Source organism: Stenotrophomonas sp. ISL-67 (assembly GCF_018612915.1).
GTDB lineage: Bacteria > Pseudomonadota > Gammaproteobacteria > Xanthomonadales > Xanthomonadaceae > Stenotrophomonas.
Window position 1 is genome coordinate 360209 of record NZ_JAGGRL010000001.1, and the last position, 17065, is coordinate 377273.

Sequence of the window (17065 nt, forward strand, 5' to 3'; positions counted from 1 at the left end):
GTGACCTACAGAACCGGATATGGCGGGTTTTCGCAGCCAACTTCAACCGTCACTTGCTCCAGTAACAGGATTCGAATGCGATTGCGACGACATTGGGTCGTTCCCCCGTAGGCCATTGTCCTTCCGGACAGTCGCTCGATGGCTGCCACCATGGTGCCACTGGAGAGGCTGTGGTGAGAGTCCAGTGTTGCGAGCGACACGACGATCCCCCTGCGTCTCCCGGAACGCCCGCACCGCGCGCGAATCTTTATTTGACCCGGCTCACGCTCAAGGAGCAGGGAGACTGCATCGATGATGGTCCGATAGGCCGCCAGCTGCAGGCCGACACTCAATCTGCATGGATCGCCGATCAGTCGGTGCGGTGCCAATCGATCTGTCGCCTTCCATGACTCATCGATTCCACCGATCTGAAGGGCAAGGTAGAGCCCTACGTGTTCCAGCGAGGTTGGGTAGACCATCGTGATCTGCTCGCGGAACTTGCGGGAGTGCAGAACGGTGATCTTGAGGAGTCCTCCTGCGAGATCAGGTGCCCTTTGGTCTTGAGCCATTCCGCGACGTCACTGAGTGAGGCATCGAAGCCATCGCTGAGCTGTCGTATGTTCAACGCTCGCGAGCGGAGCTCCTTCTCAGTGGCGGCATGGGCCGCTCTGGAGTGGGAAAGGGCCCGCTCCCTTTCATGTTTGTGGGTTCTGAGCTCCTGGTAATAGTGCGAGACGCATGCGCCGACAGCCAGCAGCGCTATTCCAACCAGCGCCAGACTCTGCTGGGCCGAGAAAGCAGCTGGATCAAAGGAGTCCGCCATACCCGACGCAGGCATGGTCAGGCGCACGATCAAGCTCCAGATGGGCACGCTGATGGCTGCGCCCTTCCAGCCATGCATGCAGGTCAAGGCGATGGCAGGCAGGGCGAGCAGTAACAGGATGTTGGTCTTGGCCGCGCCAGGTGCAGCGGGGATCCAGAGCGCCGCGAAGCCGACGACGGTCATCAAGACGAGACAGATCACTGTCGGCACCATCAGCCCGGTTCGGGAGCTGAATCCCTCCTTCCTCCTCGTCCAAAGCAGCGCCAGCGGCGCGATTGTGAGGATTCCGATGAAATCTCCTACCAGGAAGCGGACCGCGTCCGTCCCTACACCTGCGGCCGGAGGAGTCGCCCACAGCAGGTACGGGATCACGAGGTTCAGCGTTGTCACCGTGATGGTTGACGCTGCGGCAACACAGATGAGCCAGGCACCTGCTCTGGAACTCATGAATCGGCGATGGAGATGCGCGATGAACATGACGGCGGGCATCAAAACGGCTGAGCTGACTACGAACCATGTCCATCCATAGCGGGCGATCATGGGATATCGCGAAAATGCGAAGTAACAATATTCGCCGAGGAGCAGATAAGGCCAGAGCCGCAGCGGAGTGAGCAGGAGCGCTGCCACCCGGACACCGGCTGGCAGATAGAACTGATCCATCGACACCTCGCGTGCTGCCCAGTACGCGAACGCATAAAGAAGGGCGACGGCCAGTCCGATGGGACGAATGCGGAAGTTCAGGTGCAGCCCGGTCTTCAGCCATTCCGTTTGCATGCGTTTCTCCGATTTTGCCGAAGACGACACCCTGACAATGCAGGTATGCGTCGGGGCCGGACGGTATCGGTGAAATTACCGCGATGCAATGGCTGTTTCGAATTATAGGAAAGATACGAGACTTGCAGAATTCGCGCGTTCTTGCGGGATGTCACGCGTTACTAGTGAGGTCCGTCCCATCTTGAATTCAAGCGCGCCAATGGAGTTTTTGGCTGCTGCCGCGCATCCGAATCAGAGAATTTTCAGCGAAACTGTCGGCTGCCCCCACTACGATTCATGCGGCACTGTTGCCAGCCACCAATTGGAGGTCGAAGTGAGGTTCTTGTCCGTCTGCAGCGTGGCTCCCGTGCTGCTTCTCGCCATGGCGCCGATGTCGGCCAAGGCTCAATTGAGCGACCACCATGGAGTGGAGCTGGCATCCCACGGACTGGGACAGTCTTACCCGATGGCAAGCGACGTGAGCCAGGATCCAAACTGGCAGGTATACGGGTTTGAACGCGATGGAATCTCGTACTACCAGGTGAATGACCTCTCCGGTCGAGTTCACCTTATCGTTGGTCGAGCGGGCGGTTCGTACTGGGCGTTGCCTGCTGGCGACATGCGGGTACGCGCATCTGTCCCATCGCGACGTGAGCCTGCACCTGAGGGCGCTGACAGCGCTGTGGTGTACAGGCATCAGGATTTCTTGATCCTGCGTTATGGCGTTGGAGATGAGGCGATGTGGTCTGTGGAGCTTCCCTGAGTCCTGCATGGAAAGGCTACATCGCAGGCTGGTGCTGTGACTCTGGCTGATGCGTGTATCCGGAGAGTCCCATGGCCGGCCAACGGCCGGCGCTACCGGGATCGGGGTGGTCGGCTCTGTCCCGCCGTTGCGCGTTAAACGTAGCCGGGCAAGGCCCGGCTCTACAGCTTAAGTGAACAGCATGATGGCCATGGGCCGGCCCTTTTTCTTCAGCGCGTGGGCGGGTAACCCGCGATCGTGCGCGCCCCGGTGATGATCATGCGCAGCATCTGCGCGGTCTGCTCGATCATTTCCGGGTCGCGTTCGGGCGGCTGGTCCAGCGCCGTGCCGCCCATGGCGAAGACCAGTCGCGTGATTGCCTTGGCCACCAGGTGCGGCTCATGCAGCAGCGCGCCGTTGTCGGCATGGGCCAGCCGGATCAGATCCACGCAGAGTTCTTCTTCGAAGTAGTTCAGTTCGCGCTCGACGGCCTGCTTGAACGCATCCGAGCCGGCGCTGCCTTCGCGCAGCAGCACGTGCAGCAGGCGGTCGTCAGCGCGCAGCTGTTCGAAAAACGTTTCCACCGACAGGCGGATGACGCTGCGGTCCGAAGATGCCGCGCGCTGGCGTGACTCGCCGATGATGGTACGCAGCGAACGGCCCGCCAGGTCGATCAGGGCCACGGTCAGCTCGTCCATGTCGCGGAACTGGCGATAGAACGAGTTCGGGGCGATGCCGGCTTCACGGGCGACCTCGCGCAGACTCAGGGTCGACACGCTGCGGTGCGGGCCGATCAGGGTCAGGGCGGCCGCCAGCAGATCCTCGCGTGAAATCGAGGCCTTACGGGCCGGCAGGGGGTCGTCGTGGACGGTCAGGTGCGAATCGGGCGGGGTCATCCAGAGGCCAGACGGTCAAGTCCCTGAATCATAGCCGGTCTGGGCAATATACAAGTGTATACACACCTGTATGCTCGGCCGTATAGTGACGGCATGAGCGCTCTTCCTCGTCCTGCCACCCGCCGTTCGCCCCTCTCACCCCGCCAGTGGGTGTCCGAAGCGCTTTTCGACTTCTGGGCCGGCCGGGTGCACCCGCTGTGGACCCTGCGCCGGGCGCGGGCGCGGCTGGTATCGCGCCACGCTGCCAGCGCCGATGCGATGACCCTGGTGCTGCGCCCGAACCGGCATTTCCATGGGGTGGCGCCCGGTCAGCATGTGAACCTGGGGGTGGAGCTCGATGGCCGCCGGCTGTCGCGCAGCTACAGCCCGACCCTGCTGGATGACGGCTGCCTGGCGATTACCGTCAAGACGGTGGCCGGCGGCAAGGTCAGCCAGCACCTGGCGCAGCACGCGCAGGTGGGCGAGGTGTTCGAGCTGGGCCAGGCGTTTGGCGAGATGACCTTGCCGGCTGCCTTGTCCACGCGCATGCTGCTGCTCGCTGCGGGCAGCGGCATCACCCCGATGCGCGCGCTGGTTCGCCAGTTGGAGGCCGCCGGCATGCCGGTGCAGGTCGATCTGGTGTACTGGGCGCAGCAGCGCGAGGCGGTCTGCTTTGCCGACGAACTGGCCGACATTGCCGCGCGTCATCCCGGATTCCGCCTGCACCTGGCGCTGACCCGCGATCCGGCCGCGCCGGCCGCGCGCGTGCATGACTACGATTTCAACCCGCTGGGCGACCTGTCCGGCGTGCACGTGATGGCCTGCGGCCCCGGTGGCTTCGTGGAAGGCGCGCGCGCGCGGCTGCACGGGCAGGTGGGGGCGCTGCAGTCCGAAGCGTTCACCCCGCCGGTGCTTTCCGATGCCGAGACCGGCACGGTGCAGGTCGAACTGCGCCGCAGCGGCCGCACCCTGGAACTGCCGCGCGGCACCTCGCTGCTGCAGGCGCTGGAAGCCGAAGGGCTGCGCCCGGCCAGTGGCTGCCGCATGGGCATCTGCAATACCTGCGTGTGCGGCAAGGCCAGTGGCGTGACCCGCCACACCCTGACCGGCGAGTACGCGACCGAACCGGCCACGCAAGTGAAGCTGTGCGTGAACAGCGCCAGCACCGACCTGATCCTGGAGCTCTGAGCATGCCTGCCGTGCAGAACCGCGTGTTGTCCGCCACCGAACTGGAATCGTTCGGCAATGAACTCGACGCCTTGCGTGCCCGCCATCTGGATACGCTGGGTGCGGCGGATGCGCGCTACATCCGCCGCGTGGTTGCCGGCGTGCGTTGGACCGGCGTGGCCGGCCGCGCGCTGTTGTTCCTGGGCGCATTCGTGCACAGCGCACTGATCCCGGCCTGGATAGCGGGCGTGGCGCTGCTGGCGCTGTCCAAGATCCTGGAGAACATGGAGCTGGCGCACAACGTCATCCACGGCCAGTACGACTGGATGGGCGACCCGCAGCTGCAGGGCAGCACCTACGAATGGGACATCGTCGGTACCGCCGACAACTGGCGCAAGACCCACAATTTCCGCCACCACACCTACACCAACGTGCGCGGGCTGGATGACGACATCGGCTACGGCCTGCTGCGGATCTTCCCCGAGCAGCGCTGGCGCCCGTTCTACCTGACCCAGCCGGTGGTGGCGGTGGTGTTCGCGCTGCTGTTCGAATGGGGTATCGCCATCCAGGACCTGCGCGTGGGCCGCTGGTTCGCCGGCAAGATCACCTTCCGCCAGCTGCTGGCGCAGGCACGCCCGGTCGGTCGGAAAATGGGCAGGCAGATGTTCAAGGACTACCTGCTGTTCCCGGCGCTGGCCGGCCCGTTCTTCCTGCCGGTGCTGCTGGGCAACGTGGTGGCCAACATGATCCGCAACGTGTGGACCTACGTGGTGATCTTCTGCGGCCACTTCACCGCCGACGCGGAAACCTTCCCGAAGGAATGCGTGCGCGATGAAACCCGCGGCCACTGGTACCTGCGCCAGCTGCGTGGCTCGTCCAACATCGCCGGCGGCAAGGTGATGAACCTGATGACCGGCAACCTCAGCCACCAGATCGAGCACCACTTCTTCCCGGACGTGCCGGCCAACCGCTACGCCGCCATCGCGGTGGACGTGCGTGAAATCTGCGCGCGCTACGGGCAGCACTACAACACCGGGTCGATGCCGAAGCAGTTCGGCCAGGTAATGTGGCGGATCGTGCGGCATGCGTTCCCGAGCCGGCCGCGTCGCGTACGCCCGCTGGTGGCGTCCACGCACAACGCGTAGAGCCACGCCCTGCGTGGCTGTGCGGGGTTGCCACGCAGGGCGTGGAACTACGTAGTTTTACCGGTTGCGATGTTTGTTTGACACGGATCAAACGCCTTCACGGCTGGGGTGGGTACCATCGCTGCATGCAGCGGTACGTCCCATCCCCCAGAAGGAGTGCTGATATGGCTGTCGAGAGAAACGGCGCGCGCCGCGCGCCGGCGATCGAAAAAGAGCCCGATGCCACGGCCGGCTACTGGTCCAACCGACCCGAGAACACCCTGCCGCCGCCCGATACCATGGGTGCCTACATGCGCAACCGCCCCGTGGCCCCGGAAGGAGTGGCCACGCGCAAGGCCTGGATCATCGGCACCGGCATCGCAGGGCTGGCCGCCGCCTTCTACCTGATCCGCGACGGCGGCATGCCGGCGGCCAACATCACCCTGATCGACAGCCTGGACATCGAAGGCGGTTCGCTCGATGGCGCCGGCAACCCCGAGCAGGGTTACCTGATCCGCGGCGGCCGTGAGATGAACTGGAACTACGACAACTTCTGGGACATGTTCCAGGACGTACCGGCGCTGGAATTGCCCGAGGGCTACAGTGTGCTGGACGAGTACCGGGCGGTGAACGACGCCGACCCGAACTACTCCAAGGCCCGGCTGATGCACCAGCAGGGAAAGATCAAGGACTTCTCCAGCTTTGGCCTGAGCAGGCCGCAGCAGTGGGAGCTGGTCAAGCTGCTGCTCAAGCGCAAGGAAGACCTCGATGATGCGACCATCGAGGACTACTTCAGCGAGGGCTTCCTGCAGACCAACTTCTGGTTCTTCTGGCGCTCGATGTTCGCCTTCGAAAACTGGCAGAGCCTGCTGGAAATGAAGCTGTACATGCATCGCTTCCTGGATGCGCTGGACGGCTTCAACGACATGTCCGCGCTGGTGTTCCCCAAGTACAACCAGTACGAGAGCTTCGTAAAGCCGCTGGTGAACATGCTGCGCGGGCAGGGCGTGCAGGTTACCTTTGGAACGCGCGTGGTCGACATGGAGATGTGCGTCGATGGCGGATCACGCACCGTCACGGGGCTGCGCTGTCGCGTAGGCAGCAAGGACACGCTGCTGCCGGTCGCCGACGGCGACCTGGTGTTCGCGCTGACCGGCTCGATTACCGAAGGTACTGCTTACGGTGACCTCGACACGGCCCCGGTGCTGAAACGCGGGCCCAGCACCCCGGGCGAGGACAGCGACTGGACGTTGTGGCGCAACCTGGCCGCCCAGTCGCCGATTTTCGGCAAGCCGGAAAAGTTCTACAGCGATGTGGACGGCTCGATGTGGGAATCGGCCACGCTGACGTGCAGCCCGTCACCGCTGACCGACAAAATCCGGGAACTGTCGGTCAATGACCCGTATTCGGGAAAGACGGCTACCGGCGGGGTCATCACCTTCACCGACTCCAACTGGGTACTCAGCTTTACGGTCAACCGCCAGCCGCACTTCATCGGCCAGCCCGGCGACGTCCTGGTGGTCTGGGTCTACGCGCTGCTGATGGACCAGGACGGCAACCACGTGGCCAAGCCGATGCCGGCCTGTACCGGGCGCGAGATCCTCGCCGAGCTCTGTTACCACCTCGGCATCGTCGACCAGCTCGATGCGATTGCGGCCAACACCAAGGTGCGCACCGCGCTGATGCCGTACATCACCGCGCAGTTCATGCCGCGCGCGGCCGGCGACCGCCCGCACGTGGTGCCGAAGGGTTGCACCAACCTGGGTCTGCTCGGCCAGTTCGTGGAGACTCGCAACGATGTGGTGTTCACCATGGAAAGTTCGGTGCGTACCGCGCGGGTGGCGGTGTACACGCTGCTGGATCTGGCCAAGCAGGTACCCGACCTGAGCCCGGTGCAGTACGACGTGCGCAACCTGATCCGGGCGGCCCGCGCGCTCAACAACGGCGAGCCGTTCCCCGGCGAGCGGCTGCTGCACCGGGTGCTGGACAAGACTTACTTCGCGCACATCCTGCCGCCGTTGCCCGACAAGGAGCGCCACCTGGGGGCGGTGCTGGAAGACGAAGCATCCTGGCTGGTGGGCAAGGGCAGCAGCGCCCTGAAGGACCTGCACGGCCGGCTGGAAACACTGCGCGAGAACCTGGCCAAGCGCAGTAAATAAGGCGCATGACTGACCGGTCTGCGAAGGCTGGTCAGTCCTCCAGGCCCATCTTCCCTTCGGCCAGCGGCACCCGCGAGCCATCCAGCAGGCCGCGGCTGACCGCGCCGTTGTCGATGAACAGCAGTTCGCCGTTTTCGCCGTTCTTGATGCTGCTGTCGATGGCGATGATGCGGCCGCCGTGGAAGCTGCTCACGTGTGGCATCGAGGTGTGGCCGACCACGATGCGCTTGAGCTCCAGCGCGTCGAGCAGGGCGCCCACCTGGTCGGTGTCCATTTTTCCGTCGAAGTAGCCACGGAACCAGATCGGGCTGGTCTTGCCGTCGAACAGGCGCGCCGTGTCCGGTGCGGTCTTGACCTGGTCTTTGGGCAGGCCGACCGAGGCTTGGTAAAGCGTGTTCGTGGCGTCCAGGCCGCGCACCAGGTCGAGGTTCTCCGGGGCGATGCCGCCGTGCAGGAACAGCGTATCGCCGATCTGCAGCATCACCGGGCGGGTACGCAGCCATTGGCCGATCACCGAGTCGGCGCCGTACAGCCCCGGGTAGCTGCGGCCAAGCAGCTGGGCACTTTTGAGGTACTTCGGGTTGACGTAGCGCAGGTCGTCGTAGAGCACCATGGTTTCATGGTTGCCCAGCACGAAGTGCATCGCGCCGCCGGCGGCAGTGGCCTGCTGTTGCAGGCTGTAGAGCAGCCAGAACGCCTCGGTCACCTGCGGGCCACGGTCGAACACATCACCGGCCACCACCAGCGTAGCGGTGCCCAGCGACCAGTGGTCGTCGTTGTCGATCACATGATGTGCGCGCAGCAGTTTGACCAGCAGACCGTACTGGCCGTGGATGTCCGACAGCGCCACGATGCGCGGGGTGGCCGGGTAACGAGCGGTGGCGGCTCGCTGTGGGGCGGCCACCGTGAGCGGATGCGGGTAGCCGCATTCGGGCAGCACCACGGTGCTGTCGCCGCGTGCGGGCAGGTCACGCTCGACCACGTGGTCATTGCAGACCCACTGCGCCTGGTGGCCCTTGCTGGTCATGAACACGTAGGGGCCATCGGCCTCCACATGCTCGGCCGGCGCGGGCACCTCGCGGGCAACAGCCAGCAGCGGGGCAAGGACGAGTCCCGCCAGGATCAGGCGGATGGCAGCAGAACGGAGGCGAAGCGGCATCGGAGGCATCCAGCAAGGCGGGCAGGGCGGCCAGGCGCCGCCCATCCGATCCTACCTGCAGGCAGCGTCGGCAGGTATGCCCCATCGGGCGGCTGATGGGGGGGTAGAGCCACGCCCTGCGTGGCTGCGTGGCTGCCCGGCTGCGCAGTCTGCAATGTTATAAACAGCGTAATAGTCTCCCCGATGGTTGCAGCAGTAGGCTTTTCCGCATTGCACAGGAGCCGTTGCCATGGGCCACGACCACGATCACCTGCCCAGCGAAATCCGCCACGAGAAACCCCTGTGGTGGGCGCTGGGCCTGACCACCACCTTCCTCATCGTCGAAGTGGCGGGCGCATTCTGGACCAACAGCCTGGCGCTGCTGTCCGATGCGGCGCACATGGCCACCGACACGCTGGCATTGATGATCGCGCTGGTAGCGGTGCGGCTGAGCCGGCGCCCGCCGGATGCGCGGCGCACCTACGGCTATGCGCGGCTGGAAGCGTTGGGGGCGATGATCAACGGCGGCATGCTGTTCGTGGTGGCCGGTTACATCCTGTGGGAAGCGGTGGCGCGGTTCCGCCAGCCGCAGGAAATCGCCTCCACCGGCATGCTGGTGATCGCCGCGTTCGGGCTGCTGATCAATCTGATTTCGATGCGCCTGCTGCGTGCAGGCAGTGGCGAAAACCTCAACGTGAAAGGCGCTTACCTGGAAGTGTGGGCCGACATGCTGGGTTCGGTGGCGGTGATCATCGGCGCGTTGCTGATCCGCTGGACCGGCTGGAAGCCGATCGATCCGATCCTGGCGGTGCTGATCGGCCTGTGGGTGCTGCCGCGCACGTGGGTGCTGATGCGCGAGGCGATCAACGTGCTGCTGGAAGGCGTGCCCAAGGGCATCCAGGTGGACGCCGTGCGCGCGCGGTTGTGCGCGCACGAGGGGGTGCAGGACGTGCATGACCTGCACGTGTGGGCGCTGGCGTCGAGCACCCCGGCGCTGACCGCGCACGTGGTGGTCGCCGAGGGCGTGGACGCGGACGGCCTGCGCCGCCGGCTGGGCTCTGCGCTGCACGAGGATTTCGGCATCGATCATGTGACCCTGCAGATCGAGGCGGATCATTGCGGCGATGATTGCGGCGACGGCACCCCGGCGTCGCACGCGCCGCATGGCGACCACGACCACGCCGGGCATGCGCATGCCCGGGTCCACGAGCCGCGCCGCAGTGGCCCCGATGCGCAGGGCCACCACGGCCATCCGCATCCCTGAGTCGGCGGTTGCGGTCGGGCGGGGCAGGGGCGGCGGGGTTGCCGCTACAATGTCGGCCTGCCTTGCCATCCCCTCGGAGAAACCGCAGTGACCCGGAAACTCGTACTGTTGCGCCACGGCCAGAGCCAGTGGAACCTGGACAACCGTTTCACCGGTTGGGTGGACGTGGAACTGACCGAGCAGGGCAGGAGCGAAGCTGCTGCCGCCGGCCGTCTGATGCGCGAAGAAGGGTTGCAGTTCGATGTGGCGCACACCTCGGTGCTCAAGCGCGCCATCCACACGCTGCAGGGGGCACTGGCCGAGCTGGACCAGGACTGGCTGCCGGTGAGCAAGAGCTGGCGCCTGAACGAGCGTCACTACGGTGGCCTGCAGGGGTTGGACAAGGCTGAGACGGCGGCGAAGCACGGCGAGGACCAGGTCAAGATCTGGCGGCGGTCCTACGACATCCCGCCGCCGGCGATGGACCGCGAAGACCCGGGCCACCCGATCCACGACCGCCGTTACGCCGGCCTGGACCGCAACGCGCTGCCGGGCACCGAGTCGCTGGCGACCACGCTGGAACGCGTGCTGCCGTACTGGTTCGATGCGATCGCCCCGCAACTGAAGGACGGCAAGACCGTCCTGGTCACCGCCCACGGCAATTCGCTGCGCGCGCTGTACAAGTACCTCAACAAGGTGTCGCAGGAAGCCATCCTGGAGTTGAACATCCCCACCGGCATTCCGTTGCTGTTCGAGTTGCACGAAGACCTGACCGTGCAGTCGTTCCGCTACCTGGGTGACCCGGAAGCGGCGCGCAAGGCGGCCGAGGCCGTGGCGAACCAGGGCAAAGCGCGGTAGATACCCACCTTGGGTGGGTATTCCTCAGCGATTCATTGATTGCCTGACGCCGTAGAGCCGGGCTCTGCCCGGCTGCTGTTGGATTCGGCGAACAGCCGCAGGCTCACGGCATCTGCGGGTTGGCGGGACGGTGCGGGTTTGCGGGGTCGACGCAAGTTCCCCTCCGGGGCCCGGCCCTCCCCAGCTCGTAACAACTGATACGCCAACACGGTCAGCGCACACCAAGGGCGCTCCTGTGACCTTTGGCCGGTCCCACGCCCCCGCTCCCGCGCTACGCTGCCGGATTGTCCGCATTGCGGGCGATGCTTCCCTGTAGCCGGAGAGTCGAATGAAGTATTCCAAGCTGGCCCCGCTGGGCCTGACCATTGCCATCGCTGCCTCGCTGGCCGCGTGCGGCAAGACCGGGACCGCTCCGGCGGCCACTGCGGATGCCGCCAAGCCGGCGTTCGATCTGTCGCAGATCAAGACCCCGCTGATCTCGCTCAACAGCGCCGACCTGGACCCGGCCATCGCCGCGTGTACCGACCTCAACGGCTTCGTCAACAGCAGCTGGCTGAAGGCCAACCCGGTGCCGAACGACCAGACCACCTGGGGCAGCTTCGAGATCCTGCGCGAACGCTCGCTGGAAGTGCAGCACGCGCTGGTCGAGCAGGCCGCGGCCAGCCAGGCCAAGGCCGGCTCGGTGGAAGCCAAGATCGGCGATATCTGGAAGACCGGTTCGGACGAGGCGAAGATCGAAGCCGCCGGCATCGCGCCGCTGCAGCCGCAGCTGGACAGGATCGCCGCGCTGAACGACACCGCCGCGATCACCCAGTACCTGCGCGACAGCCAGGCGCAGGGCCAGGGCGTGCTGTTCTCGCTGTTCGCCAATGCCGATTACAAGGATTCGGGCAACGTCATCGCCTATGTCGGCCAGGGCGGCCTGGGTCTGCCGGAGAAGGGCTACTACTTCGATGCATCGCAGGCCAAGATCCGCGATGCCTACGTGGCCTATATCGAACAGGCGTTGACCCTGTCCGGCGTGGATGCCGCGCAGGCCAAGACCGACGCCAAGGCGGTGATGGACTTCGAAACCCGCCTGGCCAAGGCGTCGCTGTCGCGCATCGAACTGCGTGATCCGGCCAAGCGCTACAACCCGGTCAGTGCTGCGGAAGCCGACAAGCTCACCCCGAACTTCAGCTGGACCGCGCTGTTCGACACGCTGAAGGTACCGGCCGCGCAGAAGTTCTCGCTGGCCCAGCCGGCCTTCTTCGGCGAAGTGGACAAGATGCTCACCGAGGTGCCCGCTTCAACCTGGCAGGCCTACCTGCGCTTCCACACCGTCGATGATGCCGCCCCGTACCTGAGCAGCGCCTTCGAGAAGGCCAACTTCGATTTCTACGGCACCACCCTGCGTGGCCAGAAGGAAATGCAGCCGCGCTGGAAGCGCGTGCTGGAGTCGGTCAACACCTCGATCGGCGAAGGCCTGGGCCAGCTGTACGTGGACGCGGTGTTCCCGGCCGAGTCCAAGGAACAGATGCAACACCTGGTCGAGAATCTCTCGGTGGCGCTGAAGGCGCGCCTGGAGAAGCTGGAATGGATGGGCGAAGACACCCGCAGGAAGGCGCTGGAGAAGTGGGCCAGCTTCACCCCGAAGATCGGCTACCCGGACAAGTGGCGCGACTGGTCGGGCTTTGAGACCAACGCCGACAGCTACCTGGGCAACATGCAGGCCGCGCGCGCGTTCAACTACCGCTATACGCTCGACAAGATCGGCAAGCCGGTCGACAAGACCGAGTGGGGCATGACCCCGCAGACCGTCAACGCCTACTACAACGCGACCAAGAACGAGATCGTGTTCCCGGCGGCGATCCTGCAGGCGCCCTTCTTCGACGCCAAGGCCGATCCGGCGCTGAACTACGGTGGCATCGGTGCGGTGATCGGCCACGAAATGATGCACGGCTACGATGATTCGGGCAGCCAGTTCGCCGCCAACGGCAACTTCGACAACTGGTGGACCGACAGCGACCGCAAGGCCTTCACCGGCCGCACCGACCAGCTGGTGGCACAGTTCGATGGCTATGAATCGCTGCCGGGGGTGAACGTGAAGGGCAAGCTGACCCTGGGCGAAAACATCGGCGACCTGGGCGGTTTGACCGTGGCCTATGACGCGCTGCAGATGGCGTTGAAGGAGAACCCCAAGGCCAATGTCGCCGTTGACGGCCACAGCCAGGACCAGCGCTTCTTCATGAACTGGGCCACCGTGTGGCGCCGCAACTTCACCGACGGTGAGCTGCGCGTGCGTTTGAACACCGACCCGCATGCCCCGGCCAACTTCCGTGCCAACGGTGCGCCGTCGAACATGCCGGCGTTCGCGCAGGCGTTCGAGTGCAAGCCGGGCGACGCGATGGTGCGCGCCGACGACAAGCGCGTGGTGATCTGGTAACGGTTTGATTCATCTGCGAACAAGAAGGCCCGGCAACTGCCGGGCCTTCCTGTATCCGACACTGCGTGGGCCGGGCAGAGCCCGGCGCTACCGGTGGTGGGTTGCCTGCGGTAGCGCCGGCCGTTGGCCGGCCCAGGCGGTGCGGGTTGCGCGCGTTATCCAGGGGTCAACGTCGTCAACAACGCCTTTGCCGCATTGAACCGGTCCTCCGGCAGCGGCAACGGCACCTTGATCCGCAGCTTGTCCGGCCCATCCATCATGTACAGCTTGGGCTGCTTCTGGATCATCTGGATCACCGCCATCGGGTCGATGGACGGCTTGGCCTCGAACACGATGCGGCCGCCGTTCTCGCCCAGTTCCAGCTTGCGGATGCCCAACGCATTGCACTGCAGTTTCAGCTCTGCCACTGCGAACAGATGCTTGGCGGCATCGGGCAGCAGGCCGAAGCGGTCGATCATCTCCACCTGCAGTTCGCGCAGCTCGCCACTGTCGCGCGCGCTGCTGATCCGTTTGTACAGGGTCAGGCGGGTGTGCACGTCGGGCAGGTAGTCGTCCGGGATCAACGCCGGCACATGCAGTTCCACTTCGGCGCCGCGCACTTCCTCGCCCGAATCCAGGTCGGGCAGCTTGCCCAACCGGATGCTGCGCACCGCGCGTTCGAGCAGTTCGGTGTACAGGCTGAATCCCACCTCGGCCATCTGTCCGCTCTGGTCTTCGCCCAGCAGCTCGCCGGCGCCACGGATTTCCAGGTCGTGGGTGGCCAGGGTGAAGCCGGCGCCGAGCTCGTCCATGGAGGCGATCGCTTCCAGGCGCTTCTCGGCATCGGGGGTCATCGAGCGCTTGTCCGGCACCACCAGATACGCATACGCGCGGTGGTGCGAGCGACCGACGCGGCCACGCAGCTGGTGCAGCTGGGCCAGGCCGAAACGATCGGCGCGGTTGATGATGATGGTGTTGGCGTTGGGGATGTCGATGCCCGATTCGATGATCGTGGTCGACAGCAGTACGTTGTAGCGCTGCTTCTGGAAATCCAGCATCACCCGTTCCAGCTCGCGTTCGGGCATCTGGCCGTGGGCGATGCCAATGCGTGCTTCAGGCACCAGCTCGGCCAGGTCGCGTTGCATGCGGCCGATGCTTTCCACGTCGTTGTGCAGGAAGTACAGCTGGCCACCGCGCGCCAGTTCGCGCTGGAATGCTTCGCGCAGCAGTGCGTTGTCCCATGCGGTGATGAAGGTCTGCACCGCCAGCCGGTTCGGCGGCGGGGTGGCGATGATCGACAGGTCGCGCAGGCCGGCCATGGCCATGTTGAGCGTGCGCGGAATCGGTGTGGCGGTGAGCGTCAGCAGGTGCACGTTGGCGCGCATCGCCTTCAGCGCTTCCTTCTGGCGCACGCCGAAACGCTGCTCCTCGTCCACCACCACCAGGCCCAGATCCTTGAACTTCATGTCCGGCTGCAGCAGGCGGTGGGTGCCGATGATGACGTCGATGGTGCCGGCAGCCACCTTCTCCAGCTCGGCCTTGATCTCCTTGGTGCTCTTGAAGCGCGACAGCACTTCAACCTTGAGTGGCCAGTCGGCGAAGCGGTCGCGGAAATTGCGGTAGTGCTGTTCGGCCAGCAGGGTGGTCGGCACCAGCACGGCGACCTGCTTGCCGGCGCTGGCGGCGGCGAAGGCGGCGCGTACGGCCACCTCGGTCTTGCCGAAGCCCACGTCGCCGCAGACCACGCGGTCCATCGGCTGGCTGCTGGCCAGGTCGCGCAGGGTGGCGTCGATGGCGGCGAGCTGGTCGGGGGTTTCCTCGAACGGGAAGCCGGCCGCGAATGGCTCGTACATCGCGCGGTCCACCTGCAGCGCCAGACCGGCACGCGCGCGGCGACGGGCCTGGATCTCCAGCAGTTCGGCGGCCACGTCGCGGACCTTTTCGGCCGCCCGGCGCTTGGCCTTGCTCCACTGTTCGCCACCGAGCGAATGCAGCGGCGCGGTTTCCGGCGAGGCGCCGGAGTAGCGGCTGATCAGGTGCAACTGGGCCACCGGCACGTACAGCCGGTCGCCCTTGGCGTACTCGATTTCCAGGAACTCCCCAGGCATGCCGCCAGCATCGAGCACGATCAGCCCGCGGTAGCGGCCCACGCCGTGGTCTTCATGGACGATCGGCGCGCCTTCGGTCAGCTCGCCCAGGTCGCGGATGATCGCTTCGGGTTCGCGCCCGACGCGGCGGCTGCGCCGGGTCGTGCCGGCGCGCTCGGGGAACAGCTGGCGTTCGGTCAGCACCGCCAGCGGCGGTGCGTCCAGCGCGAAGCCGTCTTCCAGCGGCGCCACGGTGATGGCGAAACGCAGGGTCGCGTCGGCCAGGAACGTTGGCAGGTCGGCCACCACCGGCGGCTTCAGCTCCGCCGCCAGCAGCACTTCCAGCAACGCTTCGCGGCGTCCCGGTGAATCGGCGGCAATCAACACCCGGCCGGGGTAATGACCGAGGAACGACTTCAGTGCTTCACCCGCAGGTGCATCGCGCGCGGCCACCGGCAGCGGCGGCAGCGGCTGGTCGCCCAGCGGTTTGGCTTCGTCGACGCGCGGGTGGTCGGCGCTCCAGACCTCGACGCGGGGCAGCGTGTTCAAGCGCGCGCTGAGCCCTTCGGGGCTGAGGTACAGTTCGGTGGGCGCCAGCAGCGGTCGCTCCACGTCGTGGCGGCGCTGTTCAAAGCGGTTCTGGGTCTGCGCCCAGAACGAAGCGGCCGCTTCACCCACGCCTGGCGCGATCACCGGCAGTGCGTTGGGTTGCAGGTAGTCGAACAGCGTGGCCGTCCCGTCGAAGAACAACGGCAGGTAATACTCCACCCCGGCCGGTGCCAGCCCGGATTTGAGATCCTGGTACAGCGCACTGCGGCGGGTATCCACGTCGAAGCGCTCGCGCAGGGTGGCCAGCACCCGCGACACGCTCAGCTCGTCCAGCGGCACTTCGCGGCCGGGCAGCATGCGAATGGCATCGACCTTGTCCAGCGAACGCTGGCTTTCCGGATCGAACGCGCGGATCGAGTCGATGTCCTCATCGAGCAGCTCGATCCGCAGCGGCGCCTCGGCGCCCATCGGGAACACGTCGAGCAGGCCACCGCGTACCGCGAAATCGCCCGGGTCCATCACCTGCGGCACATTGCGGTAGGCGGCGGCCTCCAGCCGGCGTTTCTCCGCATCCAGGTCCAGGCGCTGGCCGACCTTCAGGTCGAAACTGCCGCCGATGATGTATTTGAGCGGTGCCAACTGCTGCAGCAGCGTCTGCACCGGCACCACCACGATGCCGCGGCGCAGTGTGGGCAGCTGGTGCAGGGCCGCCAGGCGCTGCGAAATGATGTCCGGGTGCGGGCTGAACGCGTCGTAGGGCAGCGTTTCCCAATCCGGGAACGCCACCACCGGCAGATCCGATGCGCTGCCCAGCAGGGTGCGCAGGTCGGACTCGACCTGATTGGCGCCGTGGTTGTCGCGCGCGATGACCAGCAGCGGCCCGTCATGGGCCTCTGCGGCACGGGCGATGTACCACGCCAGCGCGGTCGGCGATGCAGGAGCGCGCCACCAGGCGCGGAGCTGGCCGGAACGGGGCAGCGGCGGTACGGGGGATGAGGTGCGTGACATGAACCGCCGATTTTACCAGACCGGCCGCGTGATGAACGCTGTGGAGTGCCTCCGGCCCACGTGGCCTGGACAAACGGGGCTGTCCATTGGGTGGAAGTGACCTGGCAGTTGGCGGCGTCCCGCCAAGCTGGGCGACCTCAGGGTCCAGGCCACCGG

General features: G+C 65.7%; 11 protein-coding genes. 7 read left to right on the forward strand and 4 right to left on the reverse strand.

Features of this window, described 5'->3' with window-relative positions:
• Nucleotides 1–427: 427 nt before the first annotated feature.
• Nucleotides 428–1576, reverse strand: a complete 1149-nt coding sequence (locus tag J7J08_RS01835; RefSeq protein ID WP_214900961.1) for an MASE1 domain-containing protein — start codon at nt 1574–1576, stop codon at nt 428–430.
• Nucleotides 1577–1775: 199 nt separating this feature from the next.
• On the opposite strand from J7J08_RS01835, the gene J7J08_RS01840 reads away from it, so the two are divergent.
• Nucleotides 1776–2318: a hypothetical protein gene (locus J7J08_RS01840; RefSeq protein ID WP_251006343.1), complete on the forward strand. Its 543-nt coding sequence runs from the start codon at nt 1776–1778 to the stop codon at nt 2316–2318.
• Between the two features lie 209 nt (nt 2319–2527).
• On the opposite strand, the gene fabR is transcribed toward J7J08_RS01840, so the two are convergent.
• The gene (gene fabR / locus J7J08_RS01845) at nt 2528–3193 is read right to left on the reverse strand and encodes an HTH-type transcriptional repressor FabR (RefSeq protein ID WP_214900963.1); all 666 of its coding nucleotides are present in this window, start codon (nt 3191–3193) and stop codon (nt 2528–2530) included.
• A gap of 93 nt (nt 3194–3286) precedes the next feature.
• Between fabR and J7J08_RS01850 the strand changes: the two genes are divergently transcribed.
• From J7J08_RS01850 to J7J08_RS01860, 3 genes are all read left to right on the forward strand, one after another.
• Entirely contained in the window at nt 3287–4360 is a 1074-nt protein-coding gene (locus J7J08_RS01850; protein WP_214900965.1) for a ferredoxin reductase, read from the forward strand.
• 2 nt (nt 4361–4362) lie between these two features.
• A complete protein-coding gene (locus tag J7J08_RS01855; protein WP_214900967.1) occupies nt 4363–5484 on the forward strand; it encodes an acyl-CoA desaturase in 1122 nt (373 codons plus the stop codon).
• 164 nt (nt 5485–5648) lie between these two features.
• Nucleotides 5649–7622: an oleate hydratase gene (locus J7J08_RS01860; protein ID WP_214900969.1), complete on the forward strand. Its 1974-nt coding sequence runs from the start codon at nt 5649–5651 to the stop codon at nt 7620–7622.
• 31 nt (nt 7623–7653) lie between these two features.
• On the opposite strand, the gene J7J08_RS01865 is transcribed toward J7J08_RS01860, so the two are convergent.
• Entirely contained in the window at nt 7654–8781 is a 1128-nt protein-coding gene (locus J7J08_RS01865; RefSeq protein ID WP_214900971.1) for a metallophosphoesterase, read from the reverse strand.
• A gap of 229 nt (nt 8782–9010) precedes the next feature.
• Between J7J08_RS01865 and J7J08_RS01870 the strand changes: the two genes are divergently transcribed.
• From J7J08_RS01870 to J7J08_RS01880, 3 genes are all read left to right on the forward strand, one after another.
• Nucleotides 9011–10024, forward strand: coding sequence for a cation diffusion facilitator family transporter (locus J7J08_RS01870; RefSeq protein WP_214900973.1), 1014 nt, complete (start codon nt 9011–9013; stop codon nt 10022–10024).
• Between the two features lie 87 nt (nt 10025–10111).
• Nucleotides 10112–10861 carry a 2,3-diphosphoglycerate-dependent phosphoglycerate mutase gene (gpmA, locus tag J7J08_RS01875; RefSeq protein ID WP_214900975.1) on the forward strand — a complete coding sequence of 250 codons (750 nt, stop codon included), beginning with the start codon at nt 10112–10114 and terminating at the stop codon, nt 10859–10861.
• A 328-nt stretch (nt 10862–11189) separates the two neighbouring features.
• A complete protein-coding gene (locus tag J7J08_RS01880; RefSeq protein WP_214900977.1) occupies nt 11190–13286 on the forward strand; it encodes a M13-type metalloendopeptidase in 2097 nt (698 codons plus the stop codon).
• Between the two features lie 155 nt (nt 13287–13441).
• Here the strand turns inward: J7J08_RS01880 and mfd are convergent, their stop codons facing one another.
• Complete coding sequence (mfd, locus tag J7J08_RS01885) at nt 13442–16909, reverse strand: transcription-repair coupling factor (protein ID WP_214900979.1); 3468 nt, start codon at nt 16907–16909, stop codon at nt 13442–13444.
• Nucleotides 16910–17065 lie beyond the last annotated feature (156 nt).

Bases quoted from the DNA above. Each gene is read 5' to 3' on its own strand.
- J7J08_RS01835 (WP_214900961.1), bottom strand. From the start codon at position 1,576: ATGCAAACGGAATGGCTGAAGACCGGGCTGCACCTGAACTTCCGCATT.
- J7J08_RS01840 (WP_251006343.1), top strand. From the start codon at position 1,776: ATGGAGTTTTTGGCTGCTGCCGCGCATCCGAATCAGAGAATTTTCAGC.
- fabR (WP_214900963.1), bottom strand. From the start codon at position 3,193: ATGACCCCGCCCGATTCGCACCTGACCGTCCACGACGACCCCCTGCCG.
- J7J08_RS01850 (WP_214900965.1), top strand. From the start codon at position 3,287: ATGAGCGCTCTTCCTCGTCCTGCCACCCGCCGTTCGCCCCTCTCACCC.
- J7J08_RS01855 (WP_214900967.1), top strand. From the start codon at position 4,363: ATGCCTGCCGTGCAGAACCGCGTGTTGTCCGCCACCGAACTGGAATCG.
- J7J08_RS01860 (WP_214900969.1), top strand. From the start codon at position 5,649: ATGGCTGTCGAGAGAAACGGCGCGCGCCGCGCGCCGGCGATCGAAAAA.
- J7J08_RS01865 (WP_214900971.1), bottom strand. From the start codon at position 8,781: ATGCCGCTTCGCCTCCGTTCTGCTGCCATCCGCCTGATCCTGGCGGGA.
- J7J08_RS01870 (WP_214900973.1), top strand. From the start codon at position 9,011: ATGGGCCACGACCACGATCACCTGCCCAGCGAAATCCGCCACGAGAAA.
- J7J08_RS01880 (WP_214900977.1), top strand. From the start codon at position 11,190: ATGAAGTATTCCAAGCTGGCCCCGCTGGGCCTGACCATTGCCATCGCT.
- mfd (WP_214900979.1), bottom strand. From the start codon at position 16,909: ATGTCACGCACCTCATCCCCCGTACCGCCGCTGCCCCGTTCCGGCCAG.